Genomic DNA, 22,354 nt, shown 5'->3' on the forward strand with positions numbered 1-22,354 from the left:
CCCAAATCCCTGCCCCTCATTCATGTTAAAATGTAAAATTATAAGTTACAGTTAAATCCTAAAAAAAGCTTAAACAGTGTCTAAGCTTTTTAAAACGATACTGTAATACTATTATTTACAGTTTTGGTTGTCAAAGATTTGAACTATATCACGAAAAGACATCAAGTTAGGGCTGGATATCAAGCTGCTTGATGATTTTTGCAGGATTGCCGCCGACAACGACATTATCGGGGACATTCTTTGTCACAACGGCTCCCGAAGCAATCACGACGTTGTTACCTACCGTCACACCCGGATTGATGACGGAGCTTCCGCCAATCCAGACATTATGACCGAAACTGATTGGTTTGGCATACTCTCTGCCGGAATTGCGCTCAGTGGGATTCAGTGGATGAGTCGCTGTATAGATATGTACGCCAGGTGCGAGCATGCAGTTATCACCGAACCTGACTTCACAAACATCAAGTATAGTGCAGTCAAAGTTGGCAAAAAAGTTTTCACCTACGTGCGTGTTGTATCCATAGTCGAACCGGATATTCGGTTCCATATAAACCGACTCACCCGTCGAACCCAGCAGCTCCTTCAACATAGCGGTGCGCTTCTCCCCTTCTGCTTCGCTCGTTTGATTATAAAGCCTCACCCGTCTTCTTGCATCTTCTCGATCTTTCATCAAAACAGGATCAGCGGGATCGTACATTTCGCCGGCCAGCATTTTTTCTTTTTCTGTTTTCATATGAACAACTCCCTCAAATGGGTTATTACCCTGATAATAGCAGAACTACGAAAAATACGCTTTAATTTGTCACCTACACTAACAAAGAAACGAATGTCTTCATTTAAGTGTCCCTCAAAAAGCTGGATACCATAAAAAAAGTGGCTGCGATCTTTTAGATCTCAGCCACTCATTTACACACCTTACTTATAAAACACTTTGTCCACATTGTATTTTGCCTGCAGAGTGTTGATGAGATACGTTTCATAAATCTCCCGCTCCATCGCATCTTCAACAAACATGACATCGATTCGGTAGACTTCTTCACGATGAGGTTTCAATGGAGAAACGTTATCCTCCAGGTGCTTTTTCACACGCTGTCTTAACTTCCTTGCTTTTCCCACGAACAACAGGTCGTCATTGATGTTGTAAAACAAAATGATGCCGCCTTTGTCTCTTGGAATTTGATGAAGGTCAATGAATCCTTCGACAGATTTGATCACCGGTTCATTGCTATTTGGAGATTGTGTACGCTCTGTAATGGAAACGTCCACTTTTGGAATTTCGATTGTAATCATATATTCACGTCCTTTTCCTTTAAAGGTAAATGGTACCACAGTTGTACTAGGAAAGCTATGTTTATTAGGATGGACAGCTATGAATTTTTCTTACAGGAAATATTTATCACACATGATAAGCATGGACCGGTGAAAAACTTGAACATAAGAGTATCCTGTAAAAATGGAGGGATTTTAATGAACAAAAGGGCAAGAAATGTACTTATGGGTTCACTGCTGTCAGCGAGCAGTGCAGCATTGGCGACAGCCATCTATAATAAACGAAGAAAGGGAAATTTCCCTGTGGATCAGGACATAGATACGAAGCATGATTTACGGTCCGATTTTGAAGAAAGCCCTAATGCCGCTTATGAAGAGGAAGAAATCGGCCTGACGAAACTGGATTCTACTTATCGCTCCGAATGGCAGGCCAACGGGTTTCCAATGACCCATGCCGAGATGGAGCGGTTAGAGCGGGAGTCCGAGAGTGAATTGTAATTGGATAAAATGTCTTAAGAAATAGCACAAATCGGTCAGTGGTGAAGGCCTCTGTCCGATTTCTATGTTTTTAAATTCCTTAAGAACCATTAATCCTGGTTCAACGCAGGAAGCCACCTTTTATCTAGACAAATGTTTAAATTCAACAATCTCAACTTTAAAACCGTGAGTACATCTCTGAATTTTTATTTTCCCTCTCTCACATGATGGAAAGACTCGAACCTTTACGAAGTCTTCTTTCATGTTAGCATTTTCTACAGGGATATTCACCTGGACGGATATATCGTACGAATGGTTGTCATTGTACTTGATTCCGATAATTCTTTGTAGATTCCAGTCATAGTATTGTTGACCGCCATACTCTTTCAGCATTTTTTTATCGATGATTGGAGTTATAATATCTCTCACTATGTCTTCCGTTGTGACGTATAGACCCTCTGCCTTTGAAGCTGGTTCTGCCATAATATTTTGCTGAGGGGTAAAGACAATTACTAGCCCGATTATAATTAAGAAACGTTTGATCATATTGATTCACCTCGTTTTGACTTTTACCTCTAGAATCCCCAAATACATACACTTTATTTAAGCATTAACAAGCAAGGGACGATGCTGTTCAGCCATCGTCCCCCCTTGCTTTTTTATTCAGTCACTAAATACATCTCTGTTATCGATTTATTCTTGATAAAACCAAGATCTTCATAAAGCTTGATTGCTGGATTGTCTTGGATGACAGCTAACCGGGTAGCCGGGTACTCTTTACTTGAAATGTTTATAGAATGGGTTAACAAGAATCGTCCAAGACCTTTTTGTTGATGCTCTGGGTCCACCGCCAAACTCATGATGAGAGGATACTCCTCAAATTCCATGTGCAGACAGACACCAACAATCATGTTGGTGCTATTCTCAATTATCACTCTTGAACTTTCATTCATGATCTCATAATTCTTGTAGTTCTCTATGAACTCTTTCACATGCTGAACATAATCCTCTTTGGATCCTATTTGTTTATAAGCTGGATTAGCTTTATAGGCTTTCATGATTAAACCGGCAATGTCATCGGTATCTTCTTGCTCAACCGTCTTGGAACTGTACCCTTCAGGAAGCACCACCTGCATTGGTTGTGTAGGTCGAATCATCCAATAATTGACTTCTTGAACCTTGCAGCCATTTTGTTCGTAAGTAGCAACTTGCTCTTCCACAACGTCTCTAAGGATTATTTTCTCATCGTTACTGGATATCTTCTTTAGATAATTCAAAAGTTTGGTGACTAACCCTTCATAATCTTTATATGGTGGTACAACAAATAAATCACACATAAAATTTGGTTTCAGGAATACACCGCCAATGATATGTTCATCCTTTTTGATAAAATAACCACAGTCAAAGATGGTTGCGATTTCCATCATTGTTTCCTGAGACCTTCTGAAAAAGTACCCCGCATACTTCTGTCCGTGATAAATGGAATGATATCGAAAAAACTCTCTGGGTTCTTGATAAACTAATCTTACTCCATCTTCAAGGTCGATAGATTTATCCAACGTTTGAACTTGCCCACTCATGGTTTCTCCCCCTCTTTTCTACTAAACTCCCTATTATTGAGAGGGAATCCTATTAGTTAAATATTCTATGTACTTACAGTAAATTCCTGTAAAAATGGCCTTGTCGTCACTATCGGTAATTACATTATTAAAAGAGTTTTACATTAAGCATTTTATCTTTTGGCAAACGCACTCTTAGGTGAGCATTTATATAGATTTTGATTTTTACTCTTCCGGCAGCCACCTATAGAATGAGATTTCCCCGTTATCCCCCTCTGCAAGAATGAGTAACGGTGTCCCTACTTCTGTTTCATCTGTTTTATATATAGTGGTTCCTTCCGGTAATTTTGTTGCCGAGAAGTTCCATATCAAAAGAGAAGAATTTGAAGTTCTTTTAATTTCACCAAGCCTTTCACCTTTTTGATATCTGTTTTTTTCTTCTTCTTCAAACCAGTGAGCATCGGTGATATTAGAATAAATTCGGCCATCGAATTTAATAATATCTTTATCGGTATTTGAAAGAATACTATATCCACCAAATAACAAAAAACTAATAGAAAATAAAATGATGATCACCTTCTTCATCTATTTTCTCCAATTGGTTGATTAACAATTTGAATTATAATTTGAATTATAATAATAAGAAACCCCTCCTTTAAAATAGCCATATACCATAACAATTGCAGGATGCCTGTTAATTATAAATGACGCCAGTTTAAGTGAGACGTCATTTACTAAAGTTCATTAGCTTACATTCAGTCCCTGCCTTTTGTATCTTCAATATATATAAGAACCATTTCAACTTCTTTTTTTATCCCACTACCGATGGTTTCATTTTGAAAGTCTGGATTAGAAGCCATTTTATCCATTTCTTTTATTGCTGTTCGGTACCATTCCAGATATTCGTTCTTTTCCAGCCCCGTTTTTTCTAACTCCTCAAGCATGATTTCATTTTTTTGATTTGTGTTGAGACCCAGCCAATCTCTAATTGGCTTATCTGACAAGGAATCCACGGACACTTCTGTTACTTCTTCACTGTTCTCCACTGTTTCTTTTTCGGAACAAGCCGATAGAACTAGCATAATAGCTGCTAATAACATTACCCCTTTTAATCTCATAATTTAAGTTCCTTTCCTTTATTAATCATCTCAAATTGATTAAGTTGTTTTTCTGAAAGTGTATATACAGAAGTATTCTTAACCTTTTTCTCCTCTTTGTTCTGTTTTTGAATAAATTCCACACTTTCACACCTATTCATATTCAATAAAATAAGATTGGCTGCAAATACTGAGAGAGCGAAGAATCCAACTGGGAAAAGCAGCAACCATGGAGCCAATGGCAAGTAGTAAAAATAAGTACCTATTAAACCTGACCATTCATAAGTGGTTGATAACGTAATCTGTGAATCTCCAGATATAGACGACTGGATACTAGTCCCTCCAACAAAAATTTGTAATAACCCTAAATGTGCCAAAAGGATTAACACTTGAACGAATTGTTGAACTGTAATAATGTTCAACCGTTTCCTTAATACCGGCACAATGTGGTGAAACAGCATGTGAATTTTATTGCCGCCCAACATTCTACCCGCCAAAAAGTACTCCTGTTCTTTAACTGAATTAACCTCTTCTAAGATTACAAGCGAGAGCGTTGGCAATGAAATTAATATCATTAATACTAGTTGTATTATCATTTTTTCCTTGGAGCTAAAAGCGATCGAGATGTTTATTGGATACAGTAGAATGAAGCAAAAAAGCGTTGCAGGTATGTACCTGAATCCTTCTGTTAAACTCTCTATCTGAACCTTAGTTCTTTTATTAAAATTTGAGATGAAATAACCCAACGCATAGCCCAATACCATTCTGGCGATAGTGACGCCAACTGCAATACTAAGAGTATATTTTGCTCCCGATATCATCATTGAAAATAAGTCATTTCCCTGCTGATCTGTTCCAAACCAGTGCTCTACTGATGGAGGGTATGGGGGCGGACCTAACCTCTTCAATTCTTGAAATGAGGCCTCGGCTTGAGGTATTTCATTTTGAAAAAGAAATAAGTGCACAAAACTGACCACTAGAAGCGACAACAAAATCGAGAGCCCTATGACCATGTAAATATTATTCCTTATCCACTTCATTCTGTCCTCACCCCTATCGAGCGGTAACAAACGACTTGTAATGATTGGCTGAATAAATAAAGGGGAATGAAAAGCAGCAGAGTTGAAACAATAAATACTTCCGGATTGTTAAATCGAATGATGAAGGAAGTAATACCATTCAGATTAAATATATATTCGATCATCACAAGATTAGATAGGATATACCATAATAGATACTTTACCTGGGTGATTAAAGAGATTAATGTGTTGGGCATTAGATGGTGCAGCATAATCCTGCATTTTGAAATACCTTTAGCGACCGCCATCGAATAATAAGGTTCATTTTTCTCCTCTTCTATTCTTACTAAAAGAAGACGGGTAATGAAAAGGGTCGGCAAAATGCACAAGGTAAAGAGAGGTATGAAAAAAGCCTGCTCCTTATAAGAAGATGCTACATTGAACAGTAAGACATCTGTTTTTTTGAAATACCAAATAACTAAAGCTTGAGCTGATACAGCGACAAAGATATCGGGAAGGGATTCACTGAGAAAACATACGAATGAAAGCTTTTTTGCCCACTTCTTAGGCATTTCTGAAAAAACAGATGAAATAACTATTCCTATCAAGGTTGAAAGGATGATTGTTGAAAAGATAAGTAACATAGAATAAGAGTAAGGCTCCAAAATATCAGGAAAAAGTTCTCGGGGAGGTGAATGCTCATTATAATAATAAAAACTAAAATCCAATAAAGCATTAAAGAAAATATCCAGTCCCCTTAAATAAGTGTCCAGGCTTATTTGATTATTCATAAATCCATATGGTACACACCCAATAAGGATCAGGATTACAATAGGCAAAAGTAACCGCAGAATCCAGATAATACTCCCTCCCTTTACAGGCAGCGAAATACTGCTGATTTTAGTCGCTGGATTGATAATTTACTGCTTGCAGACCCCTTATTTCCTCTGAAATATTAATTAAGTCTTCTTTCGTGACAGTCTCAATATCCTCTGTCGCTACTGAATACATGATTGAAACTCCGTTTTCGTCATCTATCCATTTAACTTGCTTTATCCTGTATTCTTCTGTCTGTTCAAGAAGGTAAAGTGCATCCTCATTATTAATCTTTATTGACTCCAAGATGGATTCTTCCGGTAGTTTGTACTCATCAATCTGAAACTTTAAAATCGAACTAGAAACTACAATTTCACTAGTACCGTTTGTATATTTTGACTTTACAGTTCGCTGTTCATCAGAAACCTTATAAACTTTTTTTACAATCTCCTCATCTGTTCCCCGAGCGCTCTTTTGTAATTCTCTTTTTTCATCTCCAGTTAAAAAATCAAACCAATAAGATATAATGCCTTCTTTGAATTTAAACCCTCCAGGTAATTCAGGATGCGGGGTGTAGGTATGGTGAATAGCTTCTTTAAAATCGTTTAAACCTGAATAGAGGAGAGGTTCATCATAGTAATACGGTTGAGGAGGTGTGTTAACATCACTTTCTTCTACTGCTCTCACACTATAGAATGCTGCCACTTCACCAGGATTCAACTTATTAAGGAAGTGTCTCTCTACTAATGAATCGTAGGTCTGCACATAAGCTTGGTGATCGAAATCACTGTCTCCTTCACCCTCACTGCTAAATTCAATGGACTCTTTCCCACTATCAGACTCTAAAAAGGAAACCAGTTCATTATTTGCTGCAAAAGCACCAATTCCTAAGGAAAATAAAATACCAGTCACAAAAGCAGGTATTTTAAATCTTCCAAAAAGATTTTCCACCTTACTTACAAAACTTGTCTCCATTTCCTGCTTTGCTTTATTAATGCCTTTTAGAGCTCTTGTATGTACTTCTTCTGGAATATTTATTTTTTCCATCTCTTCTTTAATTTTGTTATTCATACAACATTACCCCCTTCCCTTTTTTTCTTAATTTTTTTAGGGCCCGATACAAAATGGACTTTGCTGTACCAATTGGAATATCCAAAATAGAGGCTATGTCTTGAAATGTATAATCATCATAGTACTTTAATAAGATGATGGCCTTCTCATCCTCATCTAAATGGTTTATAAGTTCCTGAAGTGATAAGTTAAGTGATACATCCTCTAATTCTGATTGACTCTTTTCTTCTAACTTTGAAAATAAAGAGATCACTTTTTTTCTTTGTTTTAAGAAGTCTATTGAACATGTTATGGTAATTCTCGTTAACCAGGTCTTAAAGTACTCAGGTTGCTTTAATGACTTTAAGTTTTTGAATGATCTGTATGCGACTTCTTGTACAATGTCCAAAGCATCGTGTTCATTTTTCACGTACACAAAAGCGTTTTTATATATATAACCTTCATAAGCTCCAAAAAGTTTTATAAATGCTTTCTCATTTCCTTTTTGTGCTTTTTTCACTAATTTAATAATTTTCATCCCTCCTCTTCTCCCTCTCTAATTATTAGACTGTTTTATGTTCAATTTAGCTTAACCTTTTTAAGTTTTCTTCTACATAGTGAAGCTGATTTTTCGATTAATTCCATATTTCTTATATCTGTAAAATAAAAAAAGAGCCTCTCAACTATTAAAGGAGCTGGGCTCTGGACGATACTTTATGAGCTTAACGGATTATTCTTAAATAGCCACATCACATCTGAATTCAATCGTCGTACTACATTTTAGATTTCACTCCAAAAAACGTTCCCCTGTAATCAGTTCAAAAAATGCTTCTGCTTGTTCATACAGTGGTATATATGCCCTTTCAACCTCTCTGTTGCCTGAGCGCCTATATACCATAATGGATTTGTCTCTGCTATGGATAAGAACATCATAATCATAGTCCTCTAGTGTAAACGTATAATCCGCCCCTAGATAATGCGTACCAGAATACAGTGTTTGTTTTCTCCATTTTTCATTATCGATAATGGAAGTGAGTCGTTCTACATCTTCTGGGTCGTTAATTGAATAAATTTCATTTGTTCCGTTTTTGACGTTTATTTGTTGTACCTCTTTTGCTCCATCACATCCGAATAAGACATTAGCTGTTAATAGTATGGATATAAGAAATGTTTGCTTGATTTTCCTTCCTCCTTCGCTAACACTTGTTATTTCTTTATAAGTATTAGACGAGTTTGCAATGGAATTATTTCACTCTCATGAAGAAAGATGTACAATCCGTAAAAAATTCAAGTCAGATTCGCGATGTATCCTCAGTAGATTAACTGATCAAGTATCTGTAAGAAAAGAGAAGGAATTTCATTAGGGAGGAAACTTTTTAAATCACAGAATTGCTTAAAATATATACATAATACCAAAGTATAGAAATGATATAGAAGACTACCAATAAAACGGTCCCCATCACTTTATAATACTGTTTCAACCAAAATCCTATGGTGGTTAACATAGTAAAAACACTAAGGTTTACAATAAAGTTCAGGACATTACTGGTTGGATCAGACGACCATTTCAATGGGGAAAAGAAAGGTTTTGATAGCATGTCAAAGGTAATAGCCGTACTCCTTACTCCTATCTCGACTCCGTAGGTACTTATTTCTAAAAAAAGGTTTCCCAATAGAAATAAGACGAACAGAAGAAAGAGCCAAAGGGTTAGATTTGTTGACTGCATGAAAGCTTTTTTAATAGGGCTATGCTCCGCTTTTATCTTCTTCCTTAGAAACACTGTGTTCAGCCCCTTCATGAGTAGTCGGAAATGTAAAGTTATACCTGAAAGTACAGTTGTTTACTGCATCGACCATATGACCAGCCACCCCAATACCGGTCCAAACAAACCTCCGGCTATTCCCAAGATGATGAAGTACAATTCTTTTTTTTGACTTCTGGTAATCCATCCTAAGGACAAACCCTAAACATACAGCGATAATACCGAGAAGCAGGGAACCTTCAAGAAAAGAAAAAATAATAGAAATCCAGCCGGCAATCACAAGAAGTATTTTACTTCGATTTCCTTCAACTGAAACAGCTCACTTTCCCCTTGATCATTTTCAAGAGTTCCTCAGCATATAAAAACAAACTGTAAAGCCCAGTCAGTGGTTACATCGATAATTCATAATAGTTTACATAATAATATTATAGTTAGGTTTGTTGGTGGATTTTATTTCCAACCCTATACTATCATAAAACACACTTAATTGTTTGAAAATTTCCTACAATAAAACTAAAAAGCAAATTCCTTGTCGGAAAATGCTCTTTATACTTGATTAGTTGTTTCTGTTTTTATCTCTGTGTCTTGTGATAAACGCCTCATTCTTAAAAAGAGGATGAGCAGCAAGCTTATGGCTGCAATCCAAACACCTTTTGAATTCAACCCCCCCGTTCATTAATGAAGATCAAATGCTTGACCCCGGAGAATATCTGGCATCATATATTTCTTCTGCCCATATTGGCGCCATCCAGAAGTGGCTCAATAGCGGAAGAAAAGAATCGCCCCAGGAAATGGCCCTTTCTATGCAGCTAGTCTCAGCAAATACAAAAAGGCCAGTACCCATTCATGAGGATACTGGCCTTTTTAGTTGAAATTGTTTTACTTATTCAGCCGTCGCAGCAAACTGCCTATTCAATTGAGCTAACTCATTTTCGAGTTCTTCCAATCTTTTCTCCGATTTTTCCGTGTTGCGGCCGACAGACTCCAGCTTTTCTAAATCCCCCTGAATTTGTATGTAATCAGCCTTGACCTCGTTTATTTTGTATTCCAGTTCATTTTTCGTCATATATAAAAAGCCCCCTTTCTTCTAAACCTATTCTTCACCTTAAGTATAACCAATTTAGGTTTGAGTGGGAAAGTGATTGCAATGGTTCATAACAAACTTCTGGCACCTCACAAATATAACAAGTAATACAAAATTAGTAGAATTGCAACTCCCAAAATCGATTGAGCCCATACAGTCTTGCTGATCATACTAGCCATTTTCTCAAGATAAAATATATAACTATTGTTCAAGGCATTATGAATCATTCTCAGCCCTTACCCCTAAGCATGATAGATTTTAGTAAAATACCTTAAAACATTTTCAATAGTACTACCAACTAATTGTATTTTTTTCTAACCTGATCTTTTAACTTGTTGAACCTGTTAGGATTCTCACCGATATAGTCTGCGTTTTCTAATTCTTCAAAAGTAATATGGGTATACCTCTTGGCACCCTTCCTGATATTTAAATCATATTTACCTTGATCCACACCCATAACTACATATTCCCCGTTAGGATTTTCTCGAAGAAAGAGAATGTAATTGCCGCTGCTATTCATTGGTACATAACCTTCTATTGTTATTAATGTATTATCCTGAACAAAACCCGGCTCATAGACAGTAATTATCTCTTCCTCTTCCCTTTGGCCTTTGTACACTTCTCTAATCACCACTTCTGACTTTCTAACAGAGTCAATATGTACTCCACTTTGATACTCATCTTTTATCTGAGGATCTCCGTGCAGCTGCCCTTTAATAATGAGGTCAGAATCAGCCTCAAGCTCTTCCAGTGAATCAAATATTGGATAATCGGCACTTCCGCTGGAAACGACAATTTTCTTACTCAGTGGTAATTCAGTTGAAATGTCTTCCGTAAAGAAGTACAAAGTGAGCAAAAGAGCAAGTCCCATCCCTATGTACAAAAATGCCCGCTTCAATGACAACACCCTCTCATAATGGCTGAAATTTTGTGACCGGCTTGAACAGTCTCCTCTACAGGCTTTTTTGTCAGCCACCTATAAATAACGTGATAATAGAGATAGTTGAAAAAGTCCATAGTACAAAACTAATGCCTGCATAAAATTCTTTATTCTTGTATTCATGATCATTGTCAGTCTTAATCGCGCTTAACAAGTAATGAATAAACCGATAACCAACAAACGCATTGAATCCAGCCAATAAGAGAATGAGCATACAAATCCCCCCCTAAAATGAAATCTTTATTAAGATTATTCTCTGTTACTTTTGAAAATCCTGCCAGAACACTTTCACCCTTTAAAGCGCTAAGAGGGACTGTCCCTCTTAGCGCTTTAAAGGGTGAAAGTACCCCTATTGCTTCCAATCATTGTTAAATGAACCAGTTCTTGATATAATCAAGCTCTACATAACAGTGTAAAAGAGGTATTGCCGTGTCGAAAAAAAGTTTGCAATTCTGGCTGATTCAAATCCTTTTGATTGTATCGATTGTATTTGTTTCTACGAAAATCTCATTTTTGTTCCATCCTATTACGATATTCATTACTACCTTGTTTTTTCCGATCTTGATCACTCTGTTTTTGTACTTCCTGCTGAACCCCATTGTCAATTTTATTCAGCGCTATAAAGTACCAAGGGTGGTCGCCATCTTGATCATCTATGTGTTGATCATCGGCCTGCTTGTCCTTGCCATCGGTAATATTGTTCCAACGATTACGAAACAGTTTACTGCCCTGGCGAATGAACTTCCGCAATATGCCGCCAAGACATTTCAATACTTTGAAAACTTGTCCCGTTCTGCCGAGTTCAAGGATCTTATGAACGAACAGCAAGACCTGTTGGAAAGCGCGCAGGAACGGCTGGTTGCTTTTGCCAACGACCTTCCTACACTCATCACGGGCAGCTTTCAAAACCTGTTGGGATTGGTCGCCAATATCGCGATCATCCTTGTGACCGTCCCGCTCCTTCTTTTCTACATGTTCAAGGACGGACACAAATTCCCTGTGGCGGTATCAAAGTTCTTTCCTGAAGAGTACCGTAAAGAAGCCATTACGATTTTAAAGCAGACCGGCAGCACGCTTGCAGCCTATATTCAAGGTCAGGTGACGGTCGGTCTTTTCGTCGGGCTACTGTCCCTTATCGGGTATTTGATCATTGACCTGAGGTTTGCGCTCGTTTTAGCCATAACCGTCGCCGTGACAAATATCATTCCGTATGTAGGCCCGCTGATCGGCGGCGCACCGGCCGTCATTGTCGGTTTATTCGAATCACCGACGAAGGCATTGCTGGTCTTACTTATCCTGGTCATCGCTCAGCAGGTGGAAGGAAACATCCTTTCCCCGCTCATTTTAGGAAAAACACTGGATACCCACCCTGCGACCATCATCATTCTGTTGCTTGCAGCAGGTAATCTAGCGGGCGTGCTCGGTATGATCCTGGCCGTTCCAACCTATGCGGTGATCAAAACGATTATTATGAACTTAGTAAAGTTTTTACGTGCAAGGAAAGAAGCGAGGCTCCGGATGGAACCCGAAATAGAAGGCTAAAAAAATTCCAGACGAACGAACCCTGCTTGGGTCCGTTCTCTGGAATTTTTTTATATGCAATGAAACTTAGTGAACAAACTATACGTAATACAGTTAGAAGGACAGAAAAAAATGATCGCGAGGGCAAAAAATGACAAAGATAATGGCAGTCTTACTTGCATCCCTACTCCTTATCAGTTGTGAATCAGGCACTGTGAACGAGGATCTATATCAATATAAAGGTTCCTTTGTTGGCGACAATGGTGCGGTCGGAAATATTACAAGGCAGTTACCTATTCCTGATGGTGAACAAATGAATGGCCTTGAACTGCAAACGACCGAAGAGCCGTATGGAATCATTCTGAATTACAAGGAAGCAGAGCTAAGTGAAGACATGGATACCGACTACCACGAACTCGCTATCTACAATGCTTCCATTATCCTTTCGTTGGTAAAGAATGCGGACTGGGTGCAATTTAACTTTCTTGAAAAAGAATTGACGGTAACCAGGGAAAGCTTAGAGAAGTGGTACGGAATAGACTTGAGAGAATTCTCCAGTCAGGACGAGATAAGTAAGTTCATCCAGGAATATTTACAGAATGAAGAGCAAGTGAAGAGATTTTTTGACTAGCCAAAAGAGAGCATTTTTCCCGGTTTGGAAGGTGCTCTCTTCTTGTGTGGGTTGGAATTGATTTTCTGAGCTAAACTTTTGAACACTGCCGTTCGCTATACTTCAAAGTGTTGTTTTAATTCCCTCGTATCTAAGTAAAGCCGACAACTCCTTTGGTTAACATAAAATTATTACAATCTTCTTACCCTGAATTCTAATACCAATCCATTTTTCGGTCTCAGCGTGATCAATGGTTCAAACCGGGGCTCCTCAAATCCAGATGCCATTCGTAGTTCAAACTTTTGAAGGAGCATTGCCAAAATGATGGTTGCCTCCTGCAACGCGAAATGGTTGCCAATGCAGACACGGGGTCCTCCGCCGAAAGGAAAAAAAGCGTAGGCAGGCTGCTTCTGCTGAAATCGTTCCGGTTTGAACTCCATGGGTTCCTCATAATACGCCTCTTTCCGGTGCATGACATACGTAGAAACCAACACATTCTCCCCTTTTTTAACAGCATACTCCCCAATCTCAGTATCTTCAATGGCGGTCCTTCCAAACATCCAGGCCGGCGGATATAAGCGCAATGTCTCTTGAAGTACTTGCTTCGTATATGTCAATTTCGAGAGCTTTTCTACAGTGATTCGCTTCTTCCCCAATACACGGTCTATCTCTTCATAAAGTGTCCGTTTCACCTCATCATTTTTCGAGAGTGCATACAGACACCAGGTCAAAAGGTTGGCTGTGGTTTCATGACCGGCGAGCGTCAACGTCATCAATTCAGCCTGAAGCTGCTCTCTTGGCATCCCCTCCCCCTCTTCATTTCTCGCATAAATTAATGCATCAAGCAAGTCGGGGTATCTTTCCTTTTGTGCTTCACGCGTCGCAATTACATTGTCAACAATCTCCTTCAGCTGATTGATTGCATGGACGTAATCCTTGATTTCTCTTGAAGGAAAGGATAGTGGCAGCTTGATGAATGAACGGATTCTCTTTGTCGCCATCTCCATAGCGATTTCCAACGGCTTTCCGACCTTCTCATGTCCTTCTTCCATATCCATCGCAAACATTGTTTTGGAGATGATCGCCAATGTAACTTCCATCATATCCCTGGAAACATCCCTAGTTTCCCGCTCGCTCATCTTACCTAAAGCCTTCTCAGTCACATCGATCATATCACTTATGTAGTTCTCAATATGGCGATGAGTAAAATAAGGCTGAATCAACTTCCTTTGCTCACGATGCGTTGGATCCTCACTTGTTAATAATCCATTTCCCAGCAATGGATGAAGTTCCTGAAATTGCTTTGACTTATGAAAGCTGGATGTTTTTGTGACGAGTACTTCTTTGATCAGCTCCGGATTCAACAGCAAGTGAACCTTACGATTAGCAAAACGGAAGGAAACCACGTCCTCCGCGGATGTCCTCATCTCATCTAAAAATTTCAAGGGATCTTCTTTAAAATGGTTCAGAAGTCCCAGTGGATGAAGCGACGTCATAGTCTTGACTTTTTCCAAATGAGACACCCTCCTTTTAGGAAACTCATACAGACTAATGTATTCGGCTGGAGACGGTATCTTTCTTGAAAGATTCTTATAGGTGTGATTTTAGCGAGTTTGGGTTAAGCATCACGGGGTTTGTCTATCAATGAGTTTAAGTGTCCTATCGACGAGTTTCCCCTATCTATCGTCGACAATACCGGTTCTTCAACGACTTTACTTATATTCAAATTCTGACAAGCATCCCAGACCACATAAAAAAAAGAGAAGCCTACACAAGACTTCTCTCCAACTTAACATTATGAAACTGCTTCTTCTCTCTTCTTCCGTCTAAAACGGTCAAACACCAGGTACAACATCGGTACAATCAACAGCGTTAGAATAGCTGAGAATAAAATCCCGGATATGATGGTGACGGCAAGCGGTGTAAACAGTGCATCTCCACTTACAGCAACCGGGAGCAGCGCCACGATGGATGTCAATGCCGTCAATAGTATTGGGCGCAGTCTTGTACGTCCGGCTTCGACAACAGCTTCTTTCACATCCATTTCATCTTTCCTCTGTTCAATGAATTCAATCAGCACGATCGAGTTTCTGACAACGATTCCTGTTAGGGAGACCATTCCCATGACACCAAGGAAGCTGATCGGCGTCTGGGTCACGAACAATCCGAGTATGGCTCCGGCAATCGCGAGGTACACTGCGACCAGAACAAGAAATGGCAGCGATAGCGAGTTGAACTGCAGGGCAATTAAGAGGTACACGAGGAAGATGACGATGGTGAAAAGAATGGTGATTTCCGAGAAGAAATCTTCTTGAGCTTCGTTTTCTCCACCTATAGTTACACTGTAGTTCTTATCCAAGCCCTCTTTGACGTCAGCCACGATTTGTTGAACTTCATCTTTGTATCCTTCTTCATCTTTCGGGAACGCCCGGATCGTGATGGCACGCTCTCCATCTTTGTGCGGAATTTGCTGAATTTCTTCTTTTCTCTCTACTGCTACCAGTTCATCCAAAGAAATCAACGCTGGCGGTCCAGCTGGATTCGTACCAACAGCTGGTACTTCAAGGACAGAAAGGTCGACTTCTCCTTCCTTCCCTTGAAGGACGATGCTCATATCCCGCTTTGTCACTCCATTATCGAAAGATTTCATAGGAATTCCTTCTGTCGCCAAACGGATCTGCTCACTGATTTGATTAACGGTGATTCCGTTCTCTTCCATTATTTCACGGTTTGGAACGTATTCAATGGTGGGGGCGAACTCGCCGACATTATCTACGACGAGATTTGTGTCCAACTCATTGATATCCTCAATTAGCGTATCCCTAAGCTGGAGAAGCTGCTCCAATTCAGGACCTGATACGGTCACCGTCACTGGGGCACCGACTGGAGGACCCTGCTGGATCGTTTTCATGAACAGAACCGCTTCTGGGAATTCACCCCTTAATTCCTCTGTCCATTCATCAATTAAACCTTTAGCTGTTTGATTTTCCCGGTCCACACGTACAACGATCTGACCGGTGTTGGAGCCTGTATTGGACATCGACCCTGTGAACAGGTTTGGAACTCCAGTACCTGCGAACACACTCGTTTCATAGACGCCTTCGTCAGTCTTCAGCACTTCTTCCATTTGGGCAAGCGTACCGGCCGTTTCTTCAAGCGTCGTTCCAAGTGGAAGCGTCACGTCAATCGTTACTTCTTCCCGGTCCGCAGTCGGAAAGAATTCAAACGGCGTCAGAACGACTAATCCAAAGATGGCTGTTGTAAAAACCAGGCCGATCAACGACGTGATAAATGGACGCTTCGAAAATTTCTTTAAAATAGTATCAGCATAAAAATCAGCCAGTTTATCCAAAGGTTTTCCAAGGAAACCAGGAGAATCCGAGATTTTTTTGCTTGTCTTACTATATAAAACATAGCGCATCACAGGAACAAAGATCAGCGCAACCAGTGTGGAGGCAATAATCGTTGTAATCAACACGGTCGGCAGTGCCCGGATGAAGGCACCGTTTCCGCCGGATAAAAATACGAGCGGCAGGAATGTGAACACAATCGCGAACGAAGAAGTCACAATGGACACCCAGATTTCTTTTACCCCTGTAATGGCCCCCGCCAGTGCACCGTCCCCAAGCTTATATCTTCTCTGGATATTGTCATTGACAACGATCGAGTCATCAACGAGGATACCAAGTGCAATGATGGCCCCGACGACAGAGATTTGATTCAAGTCGACTTCTGCATAAGGAAGCGGAATCAACCCCATCAAAACTGAAATGGGTACCGCCAGCGCAACGACAAACGCGCCAGATCCCGTCAAACCGAGTGATGTTGCAACAACTACCGCCACAACGGAGATTGCAAGCGACAGGAAGAGTCCGTCAAAGATATCTGTCACAAGGCTAGCTTGTGAATAATACGGAACGAGCTCAACTCCCTCTGGCAGCCCTACCGCCAATTCTTGCACTTTTTCACTGACTCGTTCATCGACAGATGGGATATCCTCCCCTGCCTGAACAAATGCCGTAAATGAAACTGCCGGCTTTCCTTGGAAGGTAATCAGATCCCTTACCTCTTTCGGTGTTACTTCCACATCAGCGACATCCCCTAGAACGACTGATTCCCCTTGTGGATTTTTCCCTATGAATACCTCATTCATTTCTTCAATGGATGAATAGTTCTCCACGGATAACTGAACTACTTCATTATTAATTTCTTGTTTCCCAAGCGGTGTCGGATAAAACTCAGCGTTGATGGCTGATAGGACACTTCCGACATTCAAACCTGCATCCTTTAGAGCGTCAGGCTGGAGCTTGATCAGGATTTCTTCATCTGGAAGTCCTTTCACTGTTACCCCTTCCACTCCTGACAGTTCTGTTACCTCATCTGCCCAGCGGTCGAGTTCGTCCCTTAGGGTTTCAAGGTCCTCGCGGGAATCGGCCGTCAGTTGGTATGACACAATCGGCTGCTTAACAATGGACTCATTGACTTCCGGTTCAAATACTTCACCGGGAAAGCCCGACGCAGCATCAGAAACAGCCTGGCGCACATTGCTGAACACTTCTTTTTTGTCAACGCCGTCTTCAACCTCTACAATTATAGTAGAAAAACCGGCTGCAGAAGACGAGTTCAGCTCACTGATTCCATCAATGGACTGCAGCGAATCCTCAATCGGATTGGTGACAGTCCGCTCAACGGTCTCTACGGTCGCCCCTGGGTAGACAGTCGACACCGTTCCAATATTAATTTCCGTCTCAGGGATTTCCCTTTGCGGAAGCTGGAAAAAAGTAAAGACACCAATGATTACGAATAACAACACGAATATCAGGGTAATCTTGGAACGTTTCAGAATCGCTTTTAACATGAAATAACCTCCTTCATTGATGTCCGACTCGTCGGTCAAGAAAATTTAAAAACATGTGTTAAATCGTTGATATTATAGTATTAAATCAATTGACTCATTAGTCATTCTACAGAGATATCTGAGATAGTCAAGAGATAATGTGCTAAGTTTACAAACAAGCCACCATGTTTGATAGTTGATCTTATCTATCCTTGTAAAATAGTTTGGTATGATATAATGTAGTGATTTAAAATAGACCAATTAAAAGTTTTAATGAAAGAAGGTGAAATTCATGAATAAGCGGAAGGCAATCCTCGAAGCTGCAGTGGAACTTTTTGCCGAACACGGGTATACAAAGACATCGATGCAGCAGATTGCGGACAGCATCGGGATCTCAAAAGGGTCGCTGTATTCATTTTTTCACTCCAAGGAAGACTTAATTATCTCAATCTATGAACACTATCAACAGCTTGTGTTCGAACGTGCTTACGTAGTGGGTCTTGATGCGAATATGCCGGGAGAAGAGCGGCTGGCTAAGCAGTTCATAGTCCAATTCGAGGGAATAGTCGAATACAAATCCTACATGAAGATGCATATGAGGGGCGACACGGCGAAAAACAGCGAAAAACTTTCCGCGATGGAACACAGAATGAGAGGCAGATTGTTCAGCTGGCTGGAACACAACCTCCTTCAAGTGTATGGAGAGAAAATCATCCCGTACAAATGGGACCTGATGTGGATGACTCAATCAATCTATGCATCCTATATGATGCTGCTCATTTCAACAGAAAGCGGCCTCAAGCCCGAAGACCTGGGGAATCACCTGGTGCGGCAGATCTCCATCCTTGCCGAAGATTACTTCAATGGCAGCAGCACCCCTCTACTCGATGACGAAATCATGAAGCCATTCACCGTCAACATGGACCGTGAAGGAGCCTTTATTTCTTTCGAAAAACGTGAAGAAGCATGGAAAAACCTCTATAAAAAAATACACTCCTTACCAGATGGTGGTCCGGAGTATATCACCATAGCTGACCGAATATCCGAAGAATGCCGGAAATCCAAACCTGATGAGCTGGTCATCAAGGGAATGTTCAGGTTGCTGACTGATGTCCAAGAGTTAAAAGACGAAGCGGAAGAATTGGAGCGGGAACTTTTTTCTTAACAAGACTAGAATAGAGAACAACTAAAAGAGCTCAGGGTAACTGAGCTTTTTTAGGCTTTTCTTATTTGACGAAACAGTTCTTTTTAACTATTCAATGTGAGGGGTTGTTAACCAGTAGGCTATAAATGAGGATTCTACGTAGGAGTTTAGTTTGAGGAAGTGCTAGCAACACAAAAAGGTCAGGTAAACATCTCATCACTAACCTTAAGCACGTTTAAAATTTTGCATTTCACTCTCATGCTTAATAGAACGTGCTGCTAGAGTATCGATTACCTGTTGTTGTCCCTTTAAGGTATCTTTTAGTTCATCAGTCTTGTTATCGATATGTTCCTCAATACGCTCAAAGTAGGGGCCAAGGCCATTGATTAAGTTATCTTTAATAACTGAAACGTCTTTTTGGAGATTCAGTTGGCCTACCTTCAGATCATTTACGTCCTGCCTCAATTCTTGCTGGCCCTTGCTAAGATTAGTAATGTCCTGCCTCATTTCCTGCTGACCTGTGGCAAGATCATTTACGTCCTGTCTCAATTCTTGCTGGCCTTTGCTAAGATTAGTAATGTCCTGTCTCATTTCCTGCTGACCTGTGGCAAGATCATTTACGTCTTGTCTTAATTCTTGCTGGCCTTTGCTAAGATTAGTAATGTCCTGTCTCATTTCCTGCTGACCTGTGGCAAGATCATTTACGTCCTGTCTCAATTCTTGCTGGCCTTTGCTAAGATTAGTAATGTCCTGCCTCATTTCCTGCTGACCTGTGGCAAGATCATTTACGTCCTGTCTCAATTCTTGCTGGCCTTTGCTAAGATTAGTAATGTCCTGCCTCATTTCCTGCTGACCTGTGGCAAAATCATTTACGTCTTGTCTTAATTCTTGCTGGCCTTTGCTAAGATTAGTAATGTCCTGCCTCATTTCCTGCTGACCTGTGGCAAGATCATTTACGTCTTGTCTTAATTCTTGCTGGCCTTTGCTAAGATTAGTAATGTCCTGCCTCATTTCCTGCTGACCTGTGGCAAGATCATTTACGTCTTGTCTCAATTCTTGCTGACCTTTGGTTAGGTTATGAACGTCTTGTTTCAATCCAGCTTGGCCTTCTTTAACATCTTTTAATTCATTGAGTATTAAGTTCAGGGTCTTTTCCATATAAATCACCTCCTTTTTTAATATTATAGCATGGGCATTATCAAATTGACTTGTAATAAATTTACATGAACAAAAATTCCTTATTAGAATTAATGCACTCTTTATAGGAAAACAGAGTATCTGCGGCTTTACATCAGATTACCGACGTGAAGGAGCTTATCCTAATATTCAACAGGGTAAAAGTAATATACCTGTGAGCACTAACTTTTTATTAGATATCAAATCACGTTTATGAAGGCGAGACATCACAGGCTATCTTCTGTGATCACCCTGTCCATGTTTTTAGGGGAAAAAAAATCTCATAATACAAAGCACTACCTATTATGATGAAGCTCACCGCTATAAAAATAGGCCAGTCTTTGATTGTGTTTCGCTTTTTCAATCGAATACAATCCCCCCTTAGTAAATAAAGTGAGACTTTTTTATTTTAACATAGGTTCCTTCACTCCTTTTGGGTAATTCTACCTTTTAAAGGGAATTCAACTAAATTGAAATCGAAAAACTCCTTCCTTAATTTTAAGTTTGACCAAAGCAAAGGTTAGGGTAAGAAAAGGAGTAGTAGAGAAAATCTCATTAGGAGGGTTACTCATGAAAAAAATGACGAAGAATATTATTATCGGGTCTGCTGTTTCAGCCGGAGGAGCTGCATTGGCCACGGCCGTTTACAAGAAGAAGCAAAAAGACAAATTTGAGGTTGACGAAGATGTTAATTTGATGAACAACACAAAATACGATGAAATGGAAAGTGTTGATGCCGACAAGTCAGACGCTGAAAAAGGACTGACAGAACTGGATCATACGTACCGTGAAGAATGGCAGGCGAATGGATTTCCACAAACTCATATGGAAATGGAAAAGTTAAAAGAGGAAGAGAACGAAGATAAATAGAAATGCTTCCCTCTTTACTGCTACATCTTTCTTAAAGACTCTTAAGTAGTTCAGTTTAGAGGTACAAACCATAAAAATTTATAGTCATCAGCATACGAATTGCCACCATTATTCGTATCCTTTTTTCTATTAGTAGTGCAGCATTTATTTAATCTCAACTGTGTTTTCGTATCAAAAATTGCATCTCATTTTCGCAATACTGAATTATGTATTGCAGTCTTTTGATTTACGTGACGAAATCACTAGCGGAAAGTGTAAAAAAACCATAATGGATTTTATCCACTATGGTTTTTTTAGGGAGTAATTAACTTGATTCTTTAGTCAAGCCCTCCACGACCATAGTGGCAAGGACCAAATTATTAAAAAAACACCATGGAATCAAATAATAAGGGGAAAATTTCCCCTTATAGAAGAACTGCGATGGAAAATAGGTCAAATAAGGGGAAAATCTCCCGCTATTCACTAAAAAAACATGAAAATTGGATCACTGAGCAGTCTTAACGGTAAATTCTCCCCTTATTTCCCTCTCTCCAGCTACATTCTGCAGTTTAGCGGGAAAATTTCCCCTTATTTTTAGTCCCCTTTCTCTTCCCTTGATGTATTGGATTTAATATGTGATTTTTATGATTAATTCATAGTGTTTTGGACTGTTTTTACTAGTTTTGCACTCCAAAACTGAACTACTTAGTATGCTCGGGGTTTTTCTTTATTAATCCCCACATTTAGGAATGCTGAATTAGTGCTAGTGAGTTGAGCTAAATATCCTGAAACGTAACTATATAAAGAAAACACCTGACAATGACAATAGGAAACAAACTAAGAAAAATGTGAAGTCTTTCCTATGCTTCTTCTGTATACTATGTACTAATAATATGGCTATTCCAACTAGGGAACCTGACCAAGCAACTATTTCTGCAACTTCATGGCTGAATGAATTGTTGAGAATAATCGCTGCAAGGAAGCCTGTGAACATTACTCCTATGCCTGCTTTCTGCAACTTTTATCTCTCCTTTGATCTTTTATGAAACCTTAATCTAAAGCTTATCCTTCCAACACTACAAATTGAGCTGATTGGAGCTAAGACTCTTTCGCAACTAATAGAACTAGGAGCAACTATGCCGT

The 22,354-nt window shown here is 39.7% G+C and carries 21 protein-coding genes; 6 read left to right on the forward strand and 15 right to left on the reverse strand.

All coding sequences use genetic code 11. The features are described from left to right. Positions 1-166 precede the first annotated feature (166 nt). Together V1502_RS10375 and V1502_RS10380 are read right to left on the reverse strand one after the other, a co-directional pair. Positions 167-733 (reverse strand): maltose acetyltransferase domain-containing protein, encoded by a 567-nt coding sequence (locus tag V1502_RS10375; protein WP_409250578.1) that lies wholly within the window; start codon positions 731-733, stop codon positions 167-169. Positions 734-915: 182 nt separating this feature from the next. Next, positions 916-1,290 carry a nucleotide excision repair endonuclease gene (locus V1502_RS10380; RefSeq protein ID WP_409250579.1) on the reverse strand — a complete coding sequence of 125 codons (375 nt, stop codon included), beginning with the start codon at positions 1,288-1,290 and terminating at the stop codon, positions 916-918. Between the two features lie 177 nt (positions 1,291-1,467). Between V1502_RS10380 and V1502_RS10385 the strand changes: the two genes are divergently transcribed. Next, complete coding sequence (locus V1502_RS10385) at positions 1,468-1,767, forward strand: hypothetical protein (protein ID WP_409250580.1); 300 nt, start codon at positions 1,468-1,470, stop codon at positions 1,765-1,767. Positions 1,768-1,887: 120 nt separating this feature from the next. Here the strand turns inward: V1502_RS10385 and V1502_RS10390 are convergent, their stop codons facing one another. The 8 genes from V1502_RS10390 to V1502_RS10425 form a co-directional block, all read right to left on the reverse strand. Further along, positions 1,888-2,292 (reverse strand): hypothetical protein, encoded by a 405-nt coding sequence (locus tag V1502_RS10390; protein WP_409250581.1) that lies wholly within the window; start codon positions 2,290-2,292, stop codon positions 1,888-1,890. Between the two features lie 113 nt (positions 2,293-2,405). Next, complete coding sequence (locus tag V1502_RS10395) at positions 2,406-3,326, reverse strand: GNAT family N-acetyltransferase (RefSeq protein ID WP_409250582.1); 921 nt, start codon at positions 3,324-3,326, stop codon at positions 2,406-2,408. A 204-nt stretch (positions 3,327-3,530) separates the two neighbouring features. Then, positions 3,531-3,890, reverse strand: a complete 360-nt coding sequence (locus tag V1502_RS10400; RefSeq protein WP_409250583.1) for a hypothetical protein — start codon at positions 3,888-3,890, stop codon at positions 3,531-3,533. Between the two features lie 170 nt (positions 3,891-4,060). Next, entirely contained in the window at positions 4,061-4,423 is a 363-nt protein-coding gene (locus V1502_RS10405; RefSeq protein WP_409250584.1) for a hypothetical protein, read from the reverse strand. After that, positions 4,420-5,442, reverse strand: coding sequence for an ABC transporter permease (locus tag V1502_RS10410; protein WP_409250585.1), 1,023 nt, complete (start codon positions 5,440-5,442; stop codon positions 4,420-4,422). Before V1502_RS10410 ends, V1502_RS10405 begins: the two co-directional genes overlap by 4 nt. Further along, on the reverse strand, positions 5,439-6,065 hold the full coding sequence (locus V1502_RS10415; protein ID WP_409250586.1) for an ABC transporter permease subunit: 627 nt from the start codon (positions 6,063-6,065) through the stop codon (positions 5,439-5,441). The genes V1502_RS10410 and V1502_RS10415 overlap by 4 nt, the downstream gene beginning before the upstream one ends. 256 nt (positions 6,066-6,321) lie before the next feature. Beyond that, positions 6,322-7,308, reverse strand: coding sequence for a hypothetical protein (locus V1502_RS10420; protein WP_409250587.1), 987 nt, complete (start codon positions 7,306-7,308; stop codon positions 6,322-6,324). Beyond that, positions 7,301-7,825, reverse strand: a complete 525-nt coding sequence (locus tag V1502_RS10425; RefSeq protein WP_409250588.1) for a sigma-70 family RNA polymerase sigma factor — start codon at positions 7,823-7,825, stop codon at positions 7,301-7,303. The genes V1502_RS10420 and V1502_RS10425 overlap by 8 nt, the downstream gene beginning before the upstream one ends. 1,914 nt (positions 7,826-9,739) lie before the next feature. On the opposite strand from V1502_RS10425, the gene V1502_RS10430 reads away from it, so the two are divergent. After that, the gene (locus tag V1502_RS10430; protein ID WP_409250589.1) at positions 9,740-9,922 is read left to right on the forward strand and encodes a TetR-like C-terminal domain-containing protein; all 183 of its coding nucleotides are present in this window, start codon (positions 9,740-9,742) and stop codon (positions 9,920-9,922) included. A gap of 11 nt (positions 9,923-9,933) precedes the next feature. Here V1502_RS10430 and V1502_RS10435 read toward each other — a convergent pair whose 3' ends face one another. Together V1502_RS10435 and V1502_RS10440 are read right to left on the reverse strand one after the other, a co-directional pair. Further along, the gene (locus V1502_RS10435) at positions 9,934-10,116 is read right to left on the reverse strand and encodes an SE1832 family protein (RefSeq protein ID WP_409250590.1); all 183 of its coding nucleotides are present in this window, start codon (positions 10,114-10,116) and stop codon (positions 9,934-9,936) included. Positions 10,117-10,432: 316 nt separating this feature from the next. Continuing rightward, on the reverse strand, positions 10,433-11,032 hold the full coding sequence (locus tag V1502_RS10440; RefSeq protein WP_409250591.1) for a hypothetical protein: 600 nt from the start codon (positions 11,030-11,032) through the stop codon (positions 10,433-10,435). 471 nt (positions 11,033-11,503) lie between these two features. Here V1502_RS10440 and V1502_RS10445 point away from each other — a divergent pair, with 471 nt between their 5' ends. Next, on the forward strand, positions 11,504-12,616 hold the full coding sequence (locus tag V1502_RS10445; protein WP_409250592.1) for an AI-2E family transporter: 1,113 nt from the start codon (positions 11,504-11,506) through the stop codon (positions 12,614-12,616). A gap of 130 nt (positions 12,617-12,746) precedes the next feature. Then, positions 12,747-13,226: a DUF4825 domain-containing protein gene (locus V1502_RS10450; protein ID WP_409250593.1), complete on the forward strand. Its 480-nt coding sequence runs from the start codon at positions 12,747-12,749 to the stop codon at positions 13,224-13,226. Positions 13,227-13,396: 170 nt separating this feature from the next. Here the strand turns inward: V1502_RS10450 and V1502_RS10455 are convergent, their stop codons facing one another. After that, positions 13,397-14,719, reverse strand: coding sequence for a cytochrome P450 (locus V1502_RS10455; RefSeq protein ID WP_409250594.1), 1,323 nt, complete (start codon positions 14,717-14,719; stop codon positions 13,397-13,399). Between the two features lie 281 nt (positions 14,720-15,000). Next, complete coding sequence (locus V1502_RS10460; RefSeq protein ID WP_409250595.1) at positions 15,001-18,063, reverse strand: efflux RND transporter permease subunit; 3,063 nt, start codon at positions 18,061-18,063, stop codon at positions 15,001-15,003. A gap of 271 nt (positions 18,064-18,334) precedes the next feature. On the opposite strand from V1502_RS10460, the gene V1502_RS10465 reads away from it, so the two are divergent. Then, positions 18,335-19,207 (forward strand): TetR/AcrR family transcriptional regulator, encoded by an 873-nt coding sequence (locus tag V1502_RS10465; RefSeq protein ID WP_409250596.1) that lies wholly within the window; start codon positions 18,335-18,337, stop codon positions 19,205-19,207. A gap of 204 nt (positions 19,208-19,411) precedes the next feature. Here V1502_RS10465 and V1502_RS10470 read toward each other — a convergent pair whose 3' ends face one another. Beyond that, positions 19,412-20,344: a hypothetical protein gene (locus tag V1502_RS10470; protein WP_409250597.1), complete on the reverse strand. Its 933-nt coding sequence runs from the start codon at positions 20,342-20,344 to the stop codon at positions 19,412-19,414. Between the two features lie 588 nt (positions 20,345-20,932). Between V1502_RS10470 and V1502_RS10475 the strand changes: the two genes are divergently transcribed. Next, positions 20,933-21,232 (forward strand): hypothetical protein, encoded by a 300-nt coding sequence (locus tag V1502_RS10475; RefSeq protein ID WP_409250598.1) that lies wholly within the window; start codon positions 20,933-20,935, stop codon positions 21,230-21,232. Positions 21,233-22,354: the final 1,122 nt, after the last annotated feature.

It is taken from the genome of Rossellomorea sedimentorum (genome assembly GCF_046237645.1).
GTDB classification, from domain to species: Bacteria; Bacillota; Bacilli; order Bacillales; family Bacillaceae_B; genus Rossellomorea; species Rossellomorea sedimentorum.

Bases quoted from the DNA above. Each gene is read 5' to 3' on its own strand.
- V1502_RS10380 (WP_409250579.1), bottom strand. From the start codon at position 1,290: ATGATTACAATCGAAATTCCAAAAGTGGACGTTTCCATTACAGAGCGT.
- V1502_RS10390 (WP_409250581.1), bottom strand. From the start codon at position 2,292: ATGATCAAACGTTTCTTAATTATAATCGGGCTAGTAATTGTCTTTACC.
- V1502_RS10475 (WP_409250598.1), top strand. From the start codon at position 20,933: ATGAAAAAAATGACGAAGAATATTATTATCGGGTCTGCTGTTTCAGCC.
- V1502_RS10435 (WP_409250590.1), bottom strand. From the start codon at position 10,116: ATGACGAAAAATGAACTGGAATACAAAATAAACGAGGTCAAGGCTGAT.
- V1502_RS10470 (WP_409250597.1), bottom strand. From the start codon at position 20,344: ATGGAAAAGACCCTGAACTTAATACTCAATGAATTAAAAGATGTTAAA.
- V1502_RS10375 (WP_409250578.1), bottom strand. From the start codon at position 733: ATGAAAACAGAAAAAGAAAAAATGCTGGCCGGCGAAATGTACGATCCC.
- V1502_RS10460 (WP_409250595.1), bottom strand. From the start codon at position 18,063: ATGTTAAAAGCGATTCTGAAACGTTCCAAGATTACCCTGATATTCGTG.
- V1502_RS10415 (WP_409250586.1), bottom strand. From the start codon at position 6,065: ATGTTACTTATCTTTTCAACAATCATCCTTTCAACCTTGATAGGAATA.
- V1502_RS10385 (WP_409250580.1), top strand. From the start codon at position 1,468: ATGAACAAAAGGGCAAGAAATGTACTTATGGGTTCACTGCTGTCAGCG.
- V1502_RS10405 (WP_409250584.1), bottom strand. From the start codon at position 4,423: ATGAGATTAAAAGGGGTAATGTTATTAGCAGCTATTATGCTAGTTCTA.
- V1502_RS10410 (WP_409250585.1), bottom strand. From the start codon at position 5,442: ATGAAGTGGATAAGGAATAATATTTACATGGTCATAGGGCTCTCGATT.
- V1502_RS10395 (WP_409250582.1), bottom strand. From the start codon at position 3,326: ATGAGTGGGCAAGTTCAAACGTTGGATAAATCTATCGACCTTGAAGAT.
- V1502_RS10400 (WP_409250583.1), bottom strand. From the start codon at position 3,890: ATGAAGAAGGTGATCATCATTTTATTTTCTATTAGTTTTTTGTTATTT.
- V1502_RS10425 (WP_409250588.1), bottom strand. From the start codon at position 7,825: ATGAAAATTATTAAATTAGTGAAAAAAGCACAAAAAGGAAATGAGAAA.
- V1502_RS10430 (WP_409250589.1), top strand. From the start codon at position 9,740: ATGCTTGACCCCGGAGAATATCTGGCATCATATATTTCTTCTGCCCAT.
- V1502_RS10465 (WP_409250596.1), top strand. From the start codon at position 18,335: ATGAATAAGCGGAAGGCAATCCTCGAAGCTGCAGTGGAACTTTTTGCC.
- V1502_RS10420 (WP_409250587.1), bottom strand. From the start codon at position 7,308: ATGAATAACAAAATTAAAGAAGAGATGGAAAAAATAAATATTCCAGAA.
- V1502_RS10450 (WP_409250593.1), top strand. From the start codon at position 12,747: ATGACAAAGATAATGGCAGTCTTACTTGCATCCCTACTCCTTATCAGT.